The following is an 18,908-nucleotide window of genomic DNA, read 5'->3' as shown; positions in this document are numbered from 1 at the left end:
CCGGCGTTTTGCGCCCATCGGGAGCGGCCACGGAGGCCATCGATGGCGAAGTACGATTATGGTTTCGAGGAGCGCCGACCCAGCATCACGCGCTACGTGGTGTGGGCGCTGGCGGTCTCCCTCGCGGTCGGCGGCTTTCTCTATGCCGACGGATATTTCGAGAAGATCGTGGAGCAAACGACGGAAGCGCCGAACGTCCCTACAGGGGCGGGCTGAAGTCCCGCCCGGCGCCGCGCTTCTTGCAGGCGGCAAGGCGGGCCGCTACATGGGCGCCCATGAAAGCCAAGGACGCCGACATTCTCATCATTCCCGGCTATACCAATTCCGGCCCTGACCACTGGCAGAGCCGCTGGGAAACCAAGCTCTCGACGGCCCGACGCGTGGAACAGGCGGAATGGTCGAAGCCGGTGCGCGAGGACTGGGCGGCGGTGGTCGCAGCGGCCGCAAACGCGGCCGACAAGCCGGTTGTGCTGGTCGCGCATTCGCTCGGCATTCCCACCGCGATCCATGCACTTTCCGAAATCCGCAAGCCGGTGGCGGGCGGGTTCTTCGTGGCACCTCCCGACGTGGCCAACGCGAATATCCGACCGAAGCACCTGATGACGTTCGGGCCCTACCCGCGCGATCCCCTGCCCTTTCCTTCGGTCGTGATCGCCAGCCGCAACGATGCGTTTTGCGATTTCGACGTGGCGGAAGACATCGCGGCGGCCTGGGGATCGCTCTTCGTAGACGCAGGCGCGGCCGGCCACATCAATGCCGAAGCCGGCTTCGGGCCATGGCCGGAGGGATCCATGGTTTTCGCGCGGTTCCTGTCGCGGCTTTGAGGGGTGGCTGAACGCTACCCGAGGCTGTCGCGCGCTTCCTTGATCAGGCTCGCCGATCCTGCGGCGATGACGCGGTGCTCGGATGCGATCGCCTGGAAGCGGAAACCCATCTGCGAGAAGCGGCCGACCGTGTTGGTACTGGTGATGTAGATCGCCGCCACCTTGCCGGCGGCCGTCGTGCGCCGTCCGATGTCGGCCAGCGTCTCCATCATGTCCTCCCGGGTCGGGTCGATCGCCGCACCCCTGGTCCAGGCGATGGAGAAATCGGACGGACCGACGAAGATGCCGTCGATGCCCGGCGTTTCGAGAATGCCGTCGAGGCAGTCGAGCGCCTGGCGCGTCTCGACCATGGCGAAGGCGATGGTGCGGGCGTTCGCGTTGAGCAGCCATTCCTGGGCGTTCCTGACGGCGCTGCGCGGAAGCGCGAAGGTGGGACCCCAGGACCGCTCGCCGAGCGGCGGGTACTTCATCGCCCCGGCGAAAGCCCTTGCATCCGCGACCGAGTTGACCATCGGCGCGATGACGCCTTCCGCGCCGAAATCGAGCGCGCGGCTCGCCATGTCGAATCGTCCGACCGGGATCCTGACCAGGGGATGGCTGTTGGCTCGCAGGATGGCGGGAATGCTCCTCAGGACGCTGTCCTCGTGATGCCCGCCATGCTGCATGTCGAGCGTGACCGCATCGAAGCCCTGGCCCGCCATGATCTCGACGGTCAGCGGGTCGGGAACGCCCGACCATGCCGTGAACACCGTTTCCCATTCGTTGAGCCGCTCCAGTAGGGTCTTCATCGGTATGGTCTCTCCCTGAGATCGGCCGGCATCAAAGCAGAGCAGCGCCGGCCGAAAAAGCAAAAACCGCCCGGGCGGGCGGTTTTCCGGTATCACCAGAGCGCGGGTGCTCAGGCCTTGCTGATCTGCTCGGCCGCGACGACCAGCAATTCGTCCATCGTGCGGCGAATCTGGTGGTCAGACTGGGCGACGCCAGCGGCATCGAAATCCCTGCGGACCTTGCGGAACACGTCGTCGTCGCCGGCTTCCTCGAAGTCGGCCTTCACGACCTCGCGGGCGTATGTTTCGGCGTCGTCGCCGGACTTGCCGAGCTTCTCGGCGGCCCACAGCCCGAGCAGCTTGTTGCGGCGGGCCATCGACTTGAACTTCAGTTCCTCGTCGTGCGCGAACTTGTTCTCGAACGCATCCTTGCGGCTTTTCAGATTGTCCATGGTGCATGCCTCCGGCCAGGGATCGATTCTCGTCCGGTTCCAATATGGCGAGCCGAACCACAAATCAAAAGGAATCGGTCGGGCCGATCGCCGCGCCCGCCTAACGGGGACGAGGCATATGGCCCCCGCGTCCGGTCCTGCCTGTGCACGGAGGGGGGCCGGAGCAATTGCGCATTGAGAAGCAGGCGCAAGTGCGCTAGAGACCGGCTTCAAGATACCGTATTGGCGAATTCCCCGCCCCACGACCGGTCCCCGTTCCACCAGAAGGACCAGAGCAAACCACATGAACCGTCGCCGCCGCATATACGAAGGCAAGGCCAAGATACTCTATGAGGGCCCGGAGCCGGGAACGCTCGTCCAGTTCTTCAAGGACGACGCGACCGCCTTCAACAAGAAGAAGCATGAAGTGGTCGACGGGAAGGGCGTGCTCAACAACCGCATTTCCGAGCACATCTTCACGCATCTGAACCGCATGGGCATTCCGACGCACTTCATCCGCCGGCTCAACATGCGCGAGCAGCTGATCAAGGAAGTCGAGATCATTCCGCTCGAGATCGTCGTGCGCAATATCGCGGCGGGATCGCTTTCGAAGCGGCTCGGCATCGAGGAAGGAACCGTACTGCCGCGCTCGATAATCGAATTCTACTACAAGGCCGACGCCCTCGACGACCCGATGGTGTCGGAAGAGCACATTACCGCCTTCGGATGGGCATCCCCGCAGGAGATCGACGACGTTATGGCGCTCGCCATCCGCGTCAACGACTTCCTCTCCGGTCTCTTCCTCGGGGTTGGCATCCAGCTCGTCGACTTCAAGATGGAATGCGGCCGGCTCTTCGAAGGCGACATGATGCGCATCGTGGTCGCCGACGAGATCTCGCCGGACTCCTGCCGCCTGTGGGACGTCGCAACCAACGAGAAGCTCGATAAGGACAGGTTCCGCCGCGACATGGGCGGCCTCGTCGAGGCCTATCAGGAAGTCGCGCGGCGTCTCGGCATCATGAACGAGAACGAGCCGCCGCGCCCGAGCGGGCCGGTTCTCGTCTCGTCCGGCGCCGGGGCCAGCAACGGCAACGGCAAGGGCCGGGGCAAGCCGCACTGATCCGCGGCATTGGAAATCCGCCAGGATAAGGATCCGGGGCCGTGATCAAGGCGCGAATCACCGTCACGCTGAAGAACGGCGTGCTCGACCCACAGGGCAAGGCGATCGAAGGCGCGCTCGGCGCCCTTGGCTTCGAGGGCGTCGGCCATGTGCGGCAGGGAAAGGTCTTCGACGTCGAACTTGAAGGCTCCGACCCCGCCAAGGCCGAGGCGGACCTCAAGGCCATGTGCGACAAGCTTCTGGCGAACACGGTGATCGAGAACTATAGTATCGCACTCGGTTCATGACGCGGAGGCTTCCGTGGCGGACGTTACAAACAAGTTGGTGGACGAAGTCCCGGGCAGAATGCCATGCGCGGCCCCATGATTTCGATCCAGACTGACAACATCTACGGCGTCCTTGTCCCCCACGAACAGCGGTTCGACCGCATCGAACGGCGTCTCGATCTACGCGAACTGGCCGAACCCCAGAGACCATTCGAACCCAGCACATGAAATCAGCCGTCGTCCTCCTTCCCGGCCTCAACCGCGACCGCGACATGATTGCGGCGCTGACCAAGGTCTCCGGATCGCCGCCCGTCACCGTGTGGCAGACCGACACCGAAATCCCGGACGTCGACCTGATCGTCATCCCCGGCGGGTTCTCCTATGGCGACTACCTGCGCTGCGGGGCGATCGCCGCACGCATGCCGGTCATGCGGGCCGTGGCCGAGAAGGCCCGGCAGGGCGTGATGGTAATGGGCGTCTGCAACGGCTTCCAGATCCTGCTGGAGGCCGGCCTGCTTCCGGGCGCGCTGATGCGCAACACGTCGCTGAAGTTTGTCTGCCGTGAGGTCAAGCTCGAGGTGGCGAACGCCAACACGCCCTTCACCCGCGCCTACCGACCCGGCCAGGTCATCCGCTGCCCGGTCGCGCATCACGACGGCAATTATTTCGCCGATGCCGAGACGCTCGCCCGGATCGAAGGCCAAGGCCAGGTGGTCTTCCGCTATGCCGAAGGCACCAATCCGAACGGTTCCATCAACGACATCGCCGGCATCATCGACGCGCGCGGCAACGTGCTTGGCCTCATGCCGCATCCCGAAAACCTGATCGAAGCCGCCCATGGCGGTGTGGACGGTCGCGGGATGTTCGAAAGCGCGCTCGGTATCGCCGCGTGATCGATCCAGACGGCGGCAGAGGAATGATGCGGATTCCAGACGAAACATCGAGCGCCTCCGGCGCGGGCGCCGCCGATGCCGGGCGGGACGAGGTCGCGATCACGCGTCCCCCGCTTCCGAAGCGTCCGCCAAGGCAGGGCCTCGTTTCCGAGGCCTTCGCCGACATCGTCGCCGCGCTGAAGCGTCGCCGCGTCTGGGTGGCGCTTGCCTCGGAGGACATCGGCGAGGGTTTCCGGCGTACCACCCTCGGGCCGCTCTGGCTTCTGATCAACTACCTGCTGTTCCTCGGCATTCTCATCGTGGTGATGGGGCGTTTCGCCGACGTTCCGAACTATCCAGCCTATATCGCCAGTGGCCTGCTGGTCTGGCTCTATATCTCGGAGATCCTCGTGGAAGGCTGCGGGATATTCACCCGCGAAGAGGGCTTCATCAAGGGAACGGTGTTGCCGCTCTCCATCTATGTCCTGCGCCAGACAATGCGCTCCGTCATCCGCGGCGGCTACATGGTCGCCGGTGCCGCGATCGTGCTCCTGTGGACCGGTGCCATACCGACGACGCTGTGGCTGACCTCACTCGGCGGAATTCTGGTGCTCGTCCTCACGGCGCCGGCCGTCATCATCCTGCTCGGCATCCTTGGCGTAATCTTTCCCGACATCCAGTTCTTCATGGGAAACATCATTCGCGTCGGCTTCTTCGTCACACCGATCTTCTGGTCCAAGCCGAGCGAATCCGGCCTGCGGGCGCTGCTCTACCAGTGGAATCCCTTCACCTACTATCTCGACATCGTGCGCACCCCGATCATCTTCGATACGATTGCGCTGCATTCGTGGGCCATGGTGGGGCTGATGTCGGGAGGGCTGTGGATCGCGGCCATCCTGGCGCTCGGCTACTACCGGCGCCGCATCGTGTTCATGATCTAGCGATTGGACCCAAGTCAACGATGGTCTCGATCCGCATCGAAAACCTCGGTCTCCGCTACCCGATCACCCGCAAGCTGTCGCTGGAGAGCCTGCGGCAGGGGCCGAGAGCGGCATCCGGAGCCCTGCCGACGAGCGTCGGCGGCCGTGTCGACCGCAAGTCCACGCGCCGCTACGTCGAGGCGCTGAACGACATCACCCTGTCTGTCGAAGCCGGCGACAGGCTCGGGCTCGTCGGCGCCAATGGCTCGGGCAAGACGACGCTGCTCAAGGTGCTCTACGGCATCTACCCGCCGACGAGCGGAACGCTGTCCATCCAGGGCCGCGTCGATGCCCTGTTCAACATCAATCTCGGCTTTCGCCGCGAGGCGACAGGGCGCAGGAACGTCTACCTGCGCGGCCTGCTCAACGGGTGGGAACCCGAACTGATCAAAGCCAAGATGGACGAGATCATCGCCTTCAGCGAGCTGGAAGAGTTCATCGACATGCCCTTCAAGACCTACAGCCAGGGCATGGCCGCCCGCCTCGCCTTCGCGGTGGCGACGAGCCTCGAACCGGAAATCCTGCTGATGGACGAATGGATCGGCGCGGGCGACGCCTCCTTCCAGGAGAAGGCGCGTAAGCGCATGAACGACCTCGCCGAAAAGGCCGGCATCATCGTCCTGGCAAGCCACAATCATGCGCTACTGAAAAAGACATGCAACAAGGCGCTTAGGCTCGAGCACGGCAGGCTCGTCGCCTTCGGCCCGGCCGAAGAGGTACTGGAAGCCGCCTAGGCTCCATGCGGTCGCTGAACTCCGCTTCGATGCGACTTTCCTAGATCCTGACCCCGGTTCCGGTTCTACCGAAGAACGTTAGGAACAATATCCGCAGATCGAGAAGGAGCGAGCGGTCGCGCACATACTGAGCATCCTTTTCGGCAAGCCTCGCCGGATCCGACATGTCGATACCGTTGATCTGGGAGAGGCCGGTGATTCCGGGGCGGACCGACAGGACCCCGCGCTTGAGACGCTCCTCGATGAGTTCGGCCTGGGTCGGTAGACACGGGCGCGGCCCGACCAGGCTCATGTCGCCGCGCAGCACGTTCCACAATTGCGGCAGTTCGTCGAGCTTCCAGCGTCTGAGCCTGCGCCCGATCGGCGTGACCTGGGAAGCCAGCGCCTGATGGGTCGGCACGCTCGGCACGCCGCCATACATGCTTCTGAGCTTGTAGCAGCGAAAAATCCTGCCATTTCGCCCGACCCTCTCCTGGACGAAGATGCCGGGGCCATCGCTCTCGCGGCGAATGGCGAGCGCCAGACAGACAATCACGGGACCGGCAAAGACGAGCCCTATGGCAGCGCAGCAGGCGTCGAACAGTCGCTTCAGCATGTATGATCCGGCTCACGGTCCGCGCCATGATAGTGCACGATCTTCGTCTCTACCGTCTTTTGTCGAAGGCGGCCAATCGCGAAAAGCGATGGAGCATGACGCCGGCCCGATCGCGGCTTAACGCCGGGCCGCGGCTGCGCTACAAGCATGCGCCGCCCGACCGGGAGGCCATGCCGCCACGTGTGAGACACGAATGGATCATCCAGCAATCGGGACGCAGCACGATCTTGCGTCGAAAATATCGTCTCGCGGCGCGACGGTCGGGATCATCGGGCTCGGCTATGTCGGACTGCCGCTCGCGGCCGCCTGCGCCCGCGCGCGTTTTCCCACGGTCGGGTTCGACATCGACAAAACGAAGATAGACGCGATCGGCGCGGGACGATCCTACATCGATGCCGTCGAGCCGCGGGAACTGGAGCGGCTCGTCGCCGAGGGGTCGTTCCGCGCGACGACCGCCTTTGAGGAACTCTCCTCTTGCGACATCATCGTCATCTGCGTGCCGACGCCGCTCGGCGTGCATCGTGAGCCCGATCTCCAGTACGTGGAGAACACCGCACGTACCATCGCGCGCTTCCTGAAGGCGGATCAGATCGTGGTGCTCGAATCCACCACCTACCCCGGTACGACCGAAGAGATCGTCCGGCCGATCCTGGAGCAATCCGGGCTGCTCAGCGGGAAAGACTTCTTTCTGGGGTTTTCCCCCGAGCGAGAGGATCCGGGGAACAAGAGATACACCACCACCGTCATTCCCAAGGTGACGTCGGGGGACGGCGAGGCGGCGTCGAAACTCGTCGCCACCTTCTACGAGGCGGTCTTCAACGAGGTGGTCGCGGTCTCGGCTCCGCGCGTCGCGGAAGCGGTGAAGATCACCGAGAACATATTCCGGGCGGTGAACATCGCGCTCGTCAACGAACTGAAGGTCATCTACGACGCGATGGGTATCGACATCTGGGAGGTGATCGATGCCGCCTCGACGAAGCCGTTCGGCTACATGCCGTTCTATCCCGGACCGGGACTGGGAGGACATTGCATCCCGATCGACCCGTTCTACCTGACGTGGAAATCGCAGGAATACGGCCTTCGGACGCGCTTCATCGAACTGGCGGGCGAAATCAACACGTCGATGCCGTCCTACGTGGTCGCGAAGCTGGAACGGCTGCTCGACCGCATGCAGAAGAAATCGCTCGGTTCCTCGCGCATCCTTGTCGTCGGCATCGCGTACAAGAAGAACGTGTCCGACGTGCGGGAGAGCGCATCCTTCGAGATCATCCGGCTGCTTGAACAGAGGGGCGCGAGCGTCGAATTCCACGATCCCCTGGTGGAGACCGTTCCGACCATGCGCAGGTTCCCCGAAATGGCGGGCCGGGTGTCCACCGGATTGACGCCGCTTGAAATCGAACGGTTCGACGCGATCCTGATCGCGACGGATCACGATGACATCGACTACGCGCTGCTGTCCGCCCATGCACGACTGGTCGTCGACACGAGGAACGCAATCGATAAACGCGGGTTTGCGACGCCATCCACCTTCAAGGCCTGAGCATTCCTAAGGAAGGCGGCACATGGAAGCGAAGGGACTGCCGGTGCATCGAGCGCTTGCCATCGCGACGGCCGCGAAATAGGAGGGACCCTCGCGCGCGGAGTGCTTCACCGGCAGCGCATCCGTGCGCATTCCAGCCGCTACGTGTACACATGGGCCACCCGTCTCTCGTTTTCCGCGGGTCGACCTACCTTCCAAACCCCTGGAGGTGCTTCTTGCAGTTCATCGATCTCGCCGCCCAACGGAAGCGCCTTGGGGAAAGACTGCCCCGCGCGATCAACCGGGTTGTCGAAAGCGGCGCCTACATCTTCGGTCCCGAAGTCGCCGAATTCGAAGCGCGGATGGCGCAATACATTGGGACAAAGCATGCGATAGGCTGCGCCAACGGCACCGACGCGCTGCTGATACCGCTGATGGCGGCCGGCATCGGCGCGGGGGACGCCGTCTTCGTTCCCTCCTTCACTTTCGCCGCGACCGCCGAAGTGGTGGCGCTAGCCGGCGCCGAACCGGTTTTCGTCGACGTGAACCCGAGCGACTACAACATCTCGATCGACAGCCTGGAAGCGGCGATCCGGTTCATCAAGGAGCATGGCCGGCTCCGGCCCCGGGCGATCATACCCGTCGACCTGTTCGGCCGGGCGGCCGACTACGCGGCGATCGAGGCGATCGCCGCTCGTGAAGGCCTCATGGTCATTGAGGACGCGGCGCAATCGATCGGCGGGACCGTCGGCTCGCGCAAATGCGGTTCGTACGGGAATGTTGCCGGCACGAGTTTCTATCCGGCGAAACCTCTCGGCTGCTACGGCGACGGAGGGGCGATGTTCACGAACGACGACGCACTGGCCGAGGTGCTTCGGTCGCTGGCGTTCCACGGCAAGGGCAAGACCCAGTACGACAACGTACGCGTCGGCTTGAACTCCCGGCTCGACACGATCCAGGCGGCCGTCCTGATCGAGAAGCTCGAGATTCTCGAGGAAGAAATGGACGCGCGCCAGACCGTCGCGAAGAATTATGTCGATGGCCTTGCCGGCGTGGTCCGAGTGCCCGACCTGACGGAGGGGACACGCTCGGCATGGGCGCAGTTCGCCATCGAGACCCGGCGCAGGGATGCCCTGAAGGCACATCTCGCCGAAAGGGGCATTCCGAGCGTCATCTACTATCCCAAGCCGTTGCATGCGCAGGAGGCCTACCGGCATTTCCCGACCGCGCCCGACGGCCTGCCGGTGAGCGAGGCCGTGCCGCAGCGGATATTGTGCCTTCCCATGCACCCTTACCTTGAGCCCGAATCTGTCGACCGGATCGTCCGGGCCGTGCGGGAATTCGCCGGGAACGAGAGCCTGACCCCCTGAGTTCCGTCAGCATGAGATGGTGAGCCTGCCATGCCGGAGATGGTGTTGCTGACTGGAGCGAGCGGGTTCATCGGCGGCGTCGTCGGACGAACCCTCATGGCCTGCGGCTACGGGATCCGGGCGGTTTCCCGGGAGCCTGCGAAACTCGGCGCGGAGTATGCCGAAACGGCCAGGCTTCCTGACCCGGACAGCGGCACGAGCGGATGGAAGCCGCTGCTCGCCGGTGTCACGCACGTCGTTCACTGCGCGGGAGAGAACAGGGCCCTTGCCTATGAACTCTGCCACGAGCCCAACGTGGCGCTTCCCGGACGGCTCGCCCGCGCGGCCGCAGACGTGCTGCCGGGCCGTTTCGTCCTGCTCTCCTCCGTGCGCGCCGTCTCCGACGGGGCCTCCGGCGAATCGATCTCGGAATCGTCCGCCGAAGCCCCATTGGACGATTACGGACGATCGAAGCTCGAAGGCGAGAAGCGCGTCCAGGCGGCGCTCGGGCCGGCGGACCGGTGTTTCATCCTGCGACCGGCGCCGGTCTACGGTCCGGGGTCTCGCGGCAGCTTCCGCGTTCTCACCCGGTTGGCGTCCCTCCCCCTGCCGCTGCCCTTATCGGGTCTGACCACGCGACGCTCTCTCGTGGACGTGGAGAGCCTCGCCGAGGCAGCGCGGCACGTGCTCCGGTCTCCCCTCGCCCCGCCGGGCGTCTACATGGTCGCGGACCTGAATCCGCTGACGGTGCCGGAGATCGTCGCCGCGGTTCGCAAGGGGCTCGGGCGCGGGCCTGGCGTCTTCAGCGTTTCACCGTCCCTGCTGCGCCTGATCGCCAGGGCGAGCGGGCAGGAAGGTCTCTGGCGGAGGCTAAGCGAGCCCCTTCTCGTGGATCCTTCCCGGCTTGCTACCACCGGGTGGCAACCGGTCGCCGACACCGCGGAGCGAATTAGCCGATATGCACGGCGCGGCTTGCCCGCTAAATGAACTGATCCGGACCGGCATCTGGTCCATTCCTGCCGGCCGAGACAGCCGGCAGACAACAAGAACCGGTTTGAGCACCTCATGAATCCTTCGCTGCCGCCAGCCCTCGACCGGAACAACAAGCTGTTCACCGCCGCCGTGATGGGTGGCGGTGGTGTCATCGGCAGCGGAATAAGCATCCTGGTCGGCGGCGCGGTCTATGCCAATCTGTATCACGCCATGCGCGGGCGCCTGTCGTTCACGAAGGACCGCGACGTGCGGGCGATCACCATGGCGTTCGCCTTCTTCTACCTGGTGGAGGCCTTCTCCAGCCTAATCCACTACAGCCACCTGAAATCGCTCTGGCCGCTGGTGCAGAACGTCCCGTTCCTGGCCTTTCCGCTGATCTACGCCAGGCTGGAGATTTCAAGGAGAGCGGCGATCGCGACCGCTCTGGAGGCGGGCTTCGTCATCGGCGCTTTCGCCGGCTTCATCTACGCCGCAGTCGAGGTCTTCTGGATGGGAGCGGTCAGGGCGGAGGGGCTGGCCGGCAACCAAGGTCCGTTCGCGCTGGTGAACACGGTGATCTATGGAGGCTGCATCATCGTCGCCCTCAGGAACGGCGGAACGGTGGGACTGGCCAGTCTCGTAGCGGCCGTCCTGGCGGCGGGGTCGATCCTGATGTCCGGGACGCGGTCGCTGTGGCCGATCATCCTCATCGCGCCGGTCGTGCTGGCTTTCCTCTATCCTGCGGAAATGCGGCGGCTCTTTTCACCGCGGCGCGCGGCGATCGCCGGAGCACTCGCCCTGGTCATAGGTGTGCTGGCGTATCCTCTGGCGGAAGCCAGGATCGACAACTTCCTTTCCGACTACGATCGGGTTTTTGCCGAGGGGGATCTCGACAATTCCCTCGGCACGAGGCTGCGCGTCTGGGAAACCGGCTACCGGCTCATCCTCGAACGCCCGCTTCTGGGACATGGACCCGACGCGGCCGACGAGTTGATCGGTGGATACACGCACTTCCACAATTTCGTGATGAACGCCTGGGTGATGTCAGGGATATTCGGAGTGGTCGCAGTGCTTGGCATCCTGGTGGTTCCCGTCATCGTGCTCGCGCGAAGACCCGGCGGCGACCTGCGGAAATTCGGCTTCGCACTCTCGCTCCTGCTTTCGACGAGCTACCTCGTCAGCGGAACGGTCGGGATCATGTTCGGACACGACATCCTCGACGCGCTCTTCGTCTACGGAACGATCGTGGCGGCTTTCCTGGCATGCGGCGAGGATCGGCCGGCCGGATCCGAAGCGGGTTCGATCTCTCCCGAGATCGGCGCCCGCGAAACCTGACGGCTCAGGATTTCGCCGCCTCGAGTTCGGAGGGAGGAAGGCGGGCCGGGAAATGGACCACCTTCGGAAGGCCCTGGACGGGGCGATCCCCCCTCGCCTCCTTTGCGACCACGCTCTTCCCCGCGAGGGGTTCGAACGCAGGCTTGCCGTTCTTGTATTCGGCCGAATGGGCGGCCGTGTCCGAACCCGCACCGTTCTGCGGAACTTCGGCGGGACCGCCTTCGGCACGATGGCTGATCGCGGGCTTGTAGAGCGCCTTCATGATCGCCATTGCGTCATCCTTGTCGTCTCTCTCGACGGCATTCGACAGCCGCTCCAGCGCCGCCGCTATCTCTTTCCAATCGAACACGCCGGTCCTCAGACCGAAGACGCTCGGGACGCCGATGTCGGCGATATCCTCGCCGGGCGCGCTCAGGATTTCATGGACCTTCTCGCCCGGTCGGCGTCCGGTCACCACGATGGGGATGTCGCGGTTGGGTTCCTTGCCGGCTAGGCGGATCATGATGTCGGCCACCGCCATGATCGAGACGGGCTCGCCCATGTCGAGCATGTATATGCCGGGTCCGTCCTCGGGTCTGCGCTGGGCAGAATCGGCCGCGGACAGGATGACGAGATCGACCGCTTCCCCGATCGTCATGAGATAGCGCGTCATGGCCGGATCGGTGATCGTGACTGGGCCACCGGCATCGATCTGGCGCTGGAAGATGGTCGACACGGAGCCATCGCTGCCGAACACGTTGCCGAACCTGACGCCGATGAAATTCGTCGCGCGACCGAACGCTGCGGTCCTCATGGTCTGCATGTAGTGCATGGAATTGACGATCTGTTCGGCGACCCGCTTGGTGAAGCCGAGCACCGACGACGGATCTGCGGCCTTGTCGCTCGATATGAGGACGAAATGCGGGACCTTGCACTCGGCCGCCACTTCCACACAATTTCGAGTTCCGAACACGTTCGTACCGACGGCGGATATCCAGTTTTCCTCGAGGATCGGCACATGCTTAAGCGCCGCGGCGTGGAAGATCACGTCCGGGCGGAAATCCTTCACCACGCGCGCAAATGCCTGCCTGTCGCAGATGTCCACCAGACGGGCGATCAGCCGCTCTTCATGGATGCGGGCGAGATCGGACTGGAGCTGGAAGATGTTGAACTCGGAGATGTCGGCCACGAGGACGGCCTGCGCCTGCATGTCGAGCGCCCTCTTGACCAGGGTCCGGCCGATGGATCCGGCGCCACCCGTCACGAGTATCCTCTTGTCGCGCAGGATGCTCGCGAGCATCTGCTCGTCCGGCGTGACCGTCGTCCTTCGGAGGATGGTTTCCATCTCCACCCGCTCCAGGACAAGCTTGCCGGCCCGGCGAGACTGCAACACGCCCGAAAACTGATCGACATCGACGCCGTGCTGCCGGGCGATTCGAACCAGTTCGGGAAACTCCGCGAACTCCTTGTCGGCATGTTGCCCGAAGATGATCATGGCGATCTTCTCGCTGTCCTTCAGGTATTCATAGAGAACATGCCGGGCCTGTTCCTTGCGTCCGACGACAGGCACGTTTTGGACCCGGCTGCCCATGACGTCGGTTTCCTCGGGCGAGATGATCCCGATGATGTCGATGGCATCGTCCGCGGCGCTGCGCCCGTAGTTGATGATCATGTCCGCATCGTTGAGGCGCCCGAAGAAGAGCGCCCGAGTGCTCGGCCGCTTCCGGAACCCCAGCTCGCCCATGCTCCAGCCGGACCCTTCGCGCAAGTAGCGGTACATGAGACGCGGCGAAGAGATGAAGACGAACGACATCATGAAGAAGACGATGAACTGCCGTTCGTTCAGTCCCGCGATCGGGTAGAACATCCTGATCGAGATCGCCGTGAGATAGAGCGAGATCGTGAGGATGAGACAGTTCCGGAAAATTCCGAAGAAGTCGGGGGTCGAGGCGAACCGCCACATCATGCGATAGAGACCGCTGTAGCGAAACAGGAGATGGCCGAACACGCCGACCGACAGCCACGCCATCAGCGCGGATCCGGAATAGGGATCGATCGAAAGGTTCGAACCCGACAGCGCCAGGCTGAGCGGTACCGCCGCCAGAACCATCGCGACATCCATCGCGACGATGATCAGTCTTCTCACGCTAGGCTGTATCGCGCGAATGTGCGCGAGAATACGATGCATGCGCTGTCCCACTCTCCGAAGGTGCAGCAGCCCCAAAAGAGCCTTATAGAGCGTTTCGCCGCCTGCCGCTAGGCTCCCCCACCCACGAGACGACCAACGCCGCGGCCCGAAACGATGCTTTCGTCAGCCGGCTCTTTCCAACACGACGCGGCCGTCGTTCCTCAGCCGGCGACGGCGTCCTTGATGGCCTTGACGAGGTCGGTCTTTTCCCAGGAGAAGGCGCCGTCGCGGCCGGGCTTGCGGCCGAAATGGCCGTAGGCGGCGGTGCGGGCGTAGATCGGGCGGTTCAGGTCGAGATGGCGGCGGATGCCGGACGGCGACAGGTCCATCACCTTGCGCAGCGCCTCTTCCACCGCCGCCTCCTCCACCGTGCCCGTGTCGTGCAGGTCGACATAGATCGACAGCGGCTGGGCCACGCCGATGGCGTAGGAGAGCTGGATGGTGCAGCGCTCGGCGAGTTTTGCCGCCACCACGTTCTTGGCCAGATAGCGCGCCGCGTAGGCCGCCGAGCGGTCGACCTTGGTCGTGTCCTTGCCCGAAAACGCCCCGCCGCCGTGCGGGGCAGCCCCGCCATAGGTGTCGACGATGATCTTGCGGCCCGTCAGGCCGGCGTCGCCGTCAGGCCCGCCGATGACGAACTTGCCGGTCGGGTTGACGTACCAGTTGCAGTCCTTGGCGATCGGCAGGTCGCCCAGCGCCTCGCGGATATAGGGCTCGACCACCTGGCGCACCTTCTTCGAATCCCAGCTCGCGTCCAGGTGCTGCGTCGACAGCACGATCTGCGTCACCTCCGCCGGCTTGCCGTCGACGTAGCGCACCGTCACCTGGCTCTTGGCGTCGGGCCCCAGCCGGGCCGCCTCGCCCTCGCCCTTGTGGCGGGCGGCGGCCAGAAGCTCCAGGATCTTGTGGCTGTAGTAGATCGGCGCCGGCATCAGGTCCGGCGTCTCGCGGCAGGCATAGCCGAACATGATGCCCTGGTCGCCCGCCCCCTCCTCGCCCTGCCGGTCCGACGCGTTGTCGACCCCTTGCGCGATGTCGGCCGACTGGCCGTGCAGCAGAACGTCGATGCGCGCCTTCTTCCAGTGGAAGCCGTCCTGCTCGTAGCCGATGGCGCGGATCGCCTTGCGCGCCGCCGACTTGAACTTCGACGGGTTGATGATCGGGAATTCCTTGGCGTCCTCGAGCACCTTGCCGTCCTTGTCCTGCTTGAGCAGCGACTTCGGCACGCGCACCTCGCCGGCGATCACCACCCGGTTGGTGGTGGCCAGCGTCTCGCAGGCGACCCGCACGTCCCAGGGGTCCATGCCGGCCTTCTTCGCCTCGCGGTAGACCAGATCCACGATCTCGTCCGAGATGCGGTCGCAGACCTTGTCGGGGTGGCCTTCGGAAACGGATTCGCTGGTGAAGAGGTAGTTCTGGCGCGCCACGGGTGTCCCCTCGAGAAAAGCGCGAAACGGCCCGATGCCGCTTCGCGCGCGCGTCTGTTAGCGGAGCCCGCCGCCATGCGTCAAGCGCGCAGGCCCCACGCAGCCACGACATCAGGTTCCGTGAAGAGCGGCCGGACGCACCCCGGCCCGGAAAAACCCACCCCCCGGAGCGGATCAGGCCTCCTCGTCGCCCAGCGCCTTGACGAGATCGACGAGCTTGCGGCGCCCGAAAGCATCGCACGCGATCGACAAACGCGTCCCGAAACTACAGGCGGCACGAACGTTCTCCCCAGCCAAGCCTACTTTGAAAAACCTCGTGTGATCGCAGTGTTTCGCGGGATATTTCGACAAGTGATCTATCGGATATGCAGTTTTTCCGTTGCCCTCGATATCATCGACGAAGCCAAGCATATCCTGAGGGAATACGTGCAAGAAGTAATGGTGCCGACCTCTTTGGCGCAGCCTTCGTCATGGTATGAAAGTTCCCCTCGCAGGAGATTGTCGTCGGCGCGGCAGCTCACCGCCTGCAACCGGGAGGGGACCCTGTCACCCTCATGTCGCAATTGCATTCGCCTCTGGCCGGGACTATCTGCTTGATTATGAAAACAGCCCCCATCCATGTCGTCGGCGGCGGGCTCGCCGGCTCGGAGGCCACCTGGCAGATCGCCTCGGCGGGCGTTCCGGTCGTGCTCCACGAAATGCGCGGCGTGCGCGGCACGGAGGCGCACAAGACGGACGGGCTGGCCGAACTCGTCTGCTCCAATTCCTTCCGCTCCGACGATGCCGAGAACAACGCCGTCGGTCTCCTGCATGCCGAGATGAGGCTCGCGAACTCGCTGATCATGGCGTCGGGCGATGCGCACCAGGTTCCGGCCGGCGGTGCGCTCGCGGTGGATCGCGATGGCTTCTCTGCCGCGGTGACCGCCAGACTGGAAGCGCATCCCCTCGTCACGATCGTGCGCGAGGAGATATCCGACCTGCCGCCCGCCGACTGGGATCAGGCCATCATCGCGACGGGCCCGCTGACCGCCCCGTCGCTGGCCGATGCGATCCGCGCCGAGACGGGCGCCGACGCGCTGGCCTTCTTCGACGCCATTGCGCCGATCGTGCATTTCGAGACGATCGACATGGACACCGCCTGGTTCCAGTCGCGCTACGACAAGGTGGGTCCAGGCGGCACGGGAAAGGACTACATCAACTGCCCGATGGACAAGGACCGCTATCTCGCCTTCGTCCAGGCGTTGATCGACGGCGGCAAGACCGAGTTCAAGGAGTGGGAAGGCACGCCCTATTTCGACGGCTGCCTGCCGATCGAGGTGATGGCGGAGCGCGGCGTGGAGACGCTGCGCCACGGCCCGATGAAGCCGATGGGGCTGACCAACGCGCATGATCCGGCCGTAAAGCCCTATGCCGTGGTCCAGCTCCGGCAGGACAACGCGCTCGGCACGCTGTTCAACATGGTCGGTTTCCAGACCAAGCTGAAGCACGGCGAGCAGGTGCGCATCTTCCGGTTGATCCCCGGACTGGAGAATGCCGAATTCGCGCGGCTCGGCGGCCTGCACCGCAACACCTACATCAACTCGCCGGTTCTGCTCGACGGCTCGCTGCAGCTGAAGTCGCGGCCGGGGCTGCGTTTCGCCGGACAGATCACCGGCTGCGAGGGTTATGTCGAATCTGCCGCGATCGGCCTTCTTGCGGGCCGTTTCGCCGCGGCGGAGCGCCTGGGGCGGTCTCCATCGCCGCCACCTGCAACGACGGCCTTCGGGGCGCTGCTCAACCACATCACCGGCGGCCATATCGTTTCGGACGACGAGCCGGGCAAGCGGTCCTTCCAGCCGATGAACGTAAATTTCGGCTTGTTCCCGCCGCTGGAGCCGGGGACGAGCCTGAAGCCGCAAGGTTTCGAGGGCCGCTTCCGCGGCAAGGACAAGGCATCCGCCAAGAAGCGCGCCACGACGGCCCGGGCGCTCGCCGACTGCAGGACGTGGCTCGGACTGGAAATGAGCCAGGCGGCGGAATAGCCCGCGTCTGCGCCTGTCAGGCCCATTGCAGGGCAGGTGCGTCCATATCGTCCGACGCGGCAAGCCGGCCGACGGCACACTTCAGGGCCGCAACGCATTCTCCGTCGAAGGCTGCACCGGTGTCGCGATCGAGAATGGCGAAGGCTTCCTCCACCGTCATCGCCGCACGATAGGGACGGTCCGCCGTCAGGGCATCGAATACGTCGGCGACGGTCAGCATGCGAACCTCCGGCACGATCTCGTCGCCCTTCAGCCCGTACGGATAGCCTTTTCCGTCCAGACGCTCGTGATGGGCGCCCGCGATGTCGGCGAAGTCGCGGAAGATTGCCACCTTGTGCAGGATTTCCGCGCTGTGGGCGGGATGGCTGCGGATCGAACGCCACTCCGCCTCGGCGGGCTTTCCCGGCTTGTCGAGGATCTGGTTCGAGACGGCAAGCTTGCCGATGTCGTGCAGCAGCGCAGCGCGTCGCAACCAGCGCCGGTGCGCCGCGTCCAATCCCATCTCCTCCGCGATCATGTCGGTGAAGAGCGTGACGCGGTGGCTGTGGCCGGCGGTGAAGGGGCTCTTGGCGTCGATGACGTCGGCGAAGGCCGCCGCGATGTCCTCGACATAGTCTTCCGTGACGACGGCGCTCGCGCGTGCCGGCGGCAAGGCGAAGAGATGGTCTTCGAAGTTCCCGTCCTCGAGCGCCTCCCAGAAGCCTGGACGCTGCTCGGCGGCGGCGAATGCATCGACGACGGCGGGATCGAACCAAGTGTTCCGCCGGGCCAGGACTTCGGCGCGGGCCGCCATGCGCCCGCCATCGGAATGGAAGATATCGGCCACCTGGGAGACAAGCGCGATGCGTGAGGCGAGCGGAATGACGGCGCCCGCCCTCCCCTCCGGCTTGCCCGACCCGTCCCAGTGTTCGTCGAGCCAGCGGATGCCTTCCTGCACCGTTTCCGAAAACCGCATCTTGGCGGCGATGTCGGCGCCCCGGTGGCAGCGGGTCTCGATCAGTTCGCGGGCGATCTGGCCGCCGTTGCGCAGGATGTTGAGGATGGCGCGCACACGCTCTGCGAAGCCGGACTCGAAGCCGGTTTTGTCGAAGACGAACCGCAAGGCCGCGGCGAGGCTGCCGTCGATCGTCTTGAAGTCGCGCTTGAACGAAATGTCGTCGGCCAGATAGAGCTCGCAGATGCGCGCGGCGTTGCTGGAGCAACCGAGATCCTTCAACAGCACGGTGAAATAGAGATCCGACAGCGCCGCGTCGTCGAGCGCCATCTCGATGCCGATCTGGGTGCCGATCCAGCAGGCGCGCTTGCAATGGCCGACCGGCTGACCTTCCGTGAGATCAAGCGCGTGGCTGAGCGCACCAAGAAGCTCGGCGAGGCTCAATGCATTGGCGCGCGAATGCTGCGCGGCAGGAGGGTTCGGCTGGAGGGAGACCGTGGCAAACGGCGAGATCATGTGCCATTCGTAGCCGATCGATCATTAACAACTCGCAAGCGCCGTGGCCTTGCGGAAGCGGCTGGACCAAGCCAGAACC

General features: G+C 64.5%; 19 protein-coding genes. 12 read left to right on the top strand and 7 right to left on the bottom strand.

Translation table 11 applies throughout. The annotated features are described in order from the left end of the window. Nucleotides 1-42: 42 nt before the first annotated feature. Both ABGN05_RS13200 and ABGN05_RS13195 read left to right on the top strand, forming a co-directional pair. Complete coding sequence (locus ABGN05_RS13200) at nt 43-216, top strand: hypothetical protein (RefSeq protein ID WP_367954517.1); 174 nt, start codon at nt 43-45, stop codon at nt 214-216. A 59-nt stretch (nt 217-275) separates the two neighbouring features. Next, nucleotides 276-824: an RBBP9/YdeN family alpha/beta hydrolase gene (locus ABGN05_RS13195; protein ID WP_367954516.1), complete on the top strand. Its 549-nt coding sequence runs from the start codon at nt 276-278 to the stop codon at nt 822-824. A 14-nt stretch (nt 825-838) separates the two neighbouring features. On the opposite strand, the gene ABGN05_RS13190 is transcribed toward ABGN05_RS13195, so the two are convergent. Further along, nucleotides 839-1,612 (bottom strand): HpcH/HpaI aldolase family protein, encoded by a 774-nt coding sequence (locus tag ABGN05_RS13190; protein WP_367954515.1) that lies wholly within the window; start codon nt 1,610-1,612, stop codon nt 839-841. Nucleotides 1,613-1,722: 110 nt separating this feature from the next. Further along, nucleotides 1,723-2,043 carry a DUF1476 domain-containing protein gene (locus ABGN05_RS13185; protein WP_367954514.1) on the bottom strand — a complete coding sequence of 107 codons (321 nt, stop codon included), beginning with the start codon at nt 2,041-2,043 and terminating at the stop codon, nt 1,723-1,725. A 283-nt stretch (nt 2,044-2,326) separates the two neighbouring features. Here ABGN05_RS13185 and purC point away from each other — a divergent pair, with 283 nt between their 5' ends. The 5 genes from purC to ABGN05_RS13160 all read left to right on the top strand — a co-directional run bounded on the left by purC (nt 2,327) and on the right by ABGN05_RS13160 (nt 5,994). After that, complete coding sequence (purC, locus tag ABGN05_RS13180; protein ID WP_367954513.1) at nt 2,327-3,142, top strand: phosphoribosylaminoimidazolesuccinocarboxamide synthase; 816 nt, start codon at nt 2,327-2,329, stop codon at nt 3,140-3,142. 41 nt (nt 3,143-3,183) lie between these two features. Then, entirely contained in the window at nt 3,184-3,429 is a 246-nt protein-coding gene (gene purS / locus ABGN05_RS13175; RefSeq protein ID WP_367954512.1) for a phosphoribosylformylglycinamidine synthase subunit PurS, read from the top strand. 203 nt (nt 3,430-3,632) lie between these two features. Beyond that, a complete protein-coding gene (gene purQ / locus ABGN05_RS13170; RefSeq protein WP_367954511.1) occupies nt 3,633-4,301 on the top strand; it encodes a phosphoribosylformylglycinamidine synthase subunit PurQ in 669 nt (222 codons plus the stop codon). Nucleotides 4,302-4,324: 23 nt separating this feature from the next. Then, complete coding sequence (locus tag ABGN05_RS13165) at nt 4,325-5,221, top strand: ABC transporter permease (protein ID WP_367954510.1); 897 nt, start codon at nt 4,325-4,327, stop codon at nt 5,219-5,221. 20 nt (nt 5,222-5,241) lie between these two features. After that, the gene (locus ABGN05_RS13160) at nt 5,242-5,994 is read left to right on the top strand and encodes an ABC transporter ATP-binding protein (protein ID WP_367954509.1); all 753 of its coding nucleotides are present in this window, start codon (nt 5,242-5,244) and stop codon (nt 5,992-5,994) included. A gap of 40 nt (nt 5,995-6,034) precedes the next feature. On the opposite strand, the gene ABGN05_RS13155 is transcribed toward ABGN05_RS13160, so the two are convergent. Beyond that, nucleotides 6,035-6,589, bottom strand: coding sequence for a sugar transferase (locus tag ABGN05_RS13155; protein WP_367954508.1), 555 nt, complete (start codon nt 6,587-6,589; stop codon nt 6,035-6,037). Nucleotides 6,590-6,782: 193 nt separating this feature from the next. Here ABGN05_RS13155 and ABGN05_RS13150 point away from each other — a divergent pair, with 193 nt between their 5' ends. The 4 genes from ABGN05_RS13150 (at nt 6,783) to ABGN05_RS13135 (ending at nt 11,764) form a co-directional block, all read left to right on the top strand. Beyond that, the gene (locus tag ABGN05_RS13150) at nt 6,783-8,129 is read left to right on the top strand and encodes a nucleotide sugar dehydrogenase (protein WP_367954507.1); all 1,347 of its coding nucleotides are present in this window, start codon (nt 6,783-6,785) and stop codon (nt 8,127-8,129) included. Nucleotides 8,130-8,344: 215 nt separating this feature from the next. After that, complete coding sequence (locus tag ABGN05_RS13145) at nt 8,345-9,478, top strand: DegT/DnrJ/EryC1/StrS family aminotransferase (RefSeq protein ID WP_367954506.1); 1,134 nt, start codon at nt 8,345-8,347, stop codon at nt 9,476-9,478. A 45-nt stretch (nt 9,479-9,523) separates the two neighbouring features. Next, nucleotides 9,524-10,444 (top strand): NAD-dependent epimerase/dehydratase family protein, encoded by a 921-nt coding sequence (locus ABGN05_RS13140; RefSeq protein ID WP_367954505.1) that lies wholly within the window; start codon nt 9,524-9,526, stop codon nt 10,442-10,444. Nucleotides 10,445-10,522: 78 nt separating this feature from the next. Continuing rightward, nucleotides 10,523-11,764, top strand: coding sequence for an O-antigen ligase family protein (locus tag ABGN05_RS13135; RefSeq protein ID WP_367954504.1), 1,242 nt, complete (start codon nt 10,523-10,525; stop codon nt 11,762-11,764). A gap of 4 nt (nt 11,765-11,768) precedes the next feature. Here ABGN05_RS13135 and ABGN05_RS13130 read toward each other — a convergent pair whose 3' ends face one another. The 3 genes from ABGN05_RS13130 to ABGN05_RS13120 all read right to left on the bottom strand — a co-directional run bounded on the left by ABGN05_RS13130 (nt 11,769) and on the right by ABGN05_RS13120 (nt 15,769). Then, nucleotides 11,769-13,889 (bottom strand): UDP-N-acetylglucosamine 4,6-dehydratase, encoded by a 2,121-nt coding sequence (locus tag ABGN05_RS13130; protein WP_367954503.1) that lies wholly within the window; start codon nt 13,887-13,889, stop codon nt 11,769-11,771. 203 nt (nt 13,890-14,092) lie between these two features. Beyond that, entirely contained in the window at nt 14,093-15,358 is a 1,266-nt protein-coding gene (gene metK, locus ABGN05_RS13125) for a methionine adenosyltransferase (protein ID WP_367954502.1), read from the bottom strand. A gap of 174 nt (nt 15,359-15,532) precedes the next feature. Next, a complete protein-coding gene (locus tag ABGN05_RS13120) occupies nt 15,533-15,769 on the bottom strand; it encodes a hypothetical protein (protein WP_367954501.1) in 237 nt (78 codons plus the stop codon). Between the two features lie 188 nt (nt 15,770-15,957). Here ABGN05_RS13120 and trmFO point away from each other — a divergent pair, with 188 nt between their 5' ends. Further along, nucleotides 15,958-17,379 (top strand): methylenetetrahydrofolate--tRNA-(uracil(54)-C(5))-methyltransferase (FADH(2)-oxidizing) TrmFO, encoded by a 1,422-nt coding sequence (gene trmFO / locus ABGN05_RS13115; protein WP_367954500.1) that lies wholly within the window; start codon nt 15,958-15,960, stop codon nt 17,377-17,379. A 16-nt stretch (nt 17,380-17,395) separates the two neighbouring features. On the opposite strand, the gene ABGN05_RS13110 is transcribed toward trmFO, so the two are convergent. Next, nucleotides 17,396-18,829 (bottom strand): HD-GYP domain-containing protein, encoded by a 1,434-nt coding sequence (locus ABGN05_RS13110; protein WP_367954499.1) that lies wholly within the window; start codon nt 18,827-18,829, stop codon nt 17,396-17,398. Between the last annotated feature and the right edge of the window lie 79 nt (nt 18,830-18,908).

The organism is Aquibium pacificum (assembly GCF_040839445.1).
Lineage (GTDB): Bacteria > Pseudomonadota > Alphaproteobacteria > Rhizobiales > Rhizobiaceae > Aquibium > Aquibium pacificus.
This window is presented reverse-complemented; position numbering and strand designations above follow the sequence as displayed.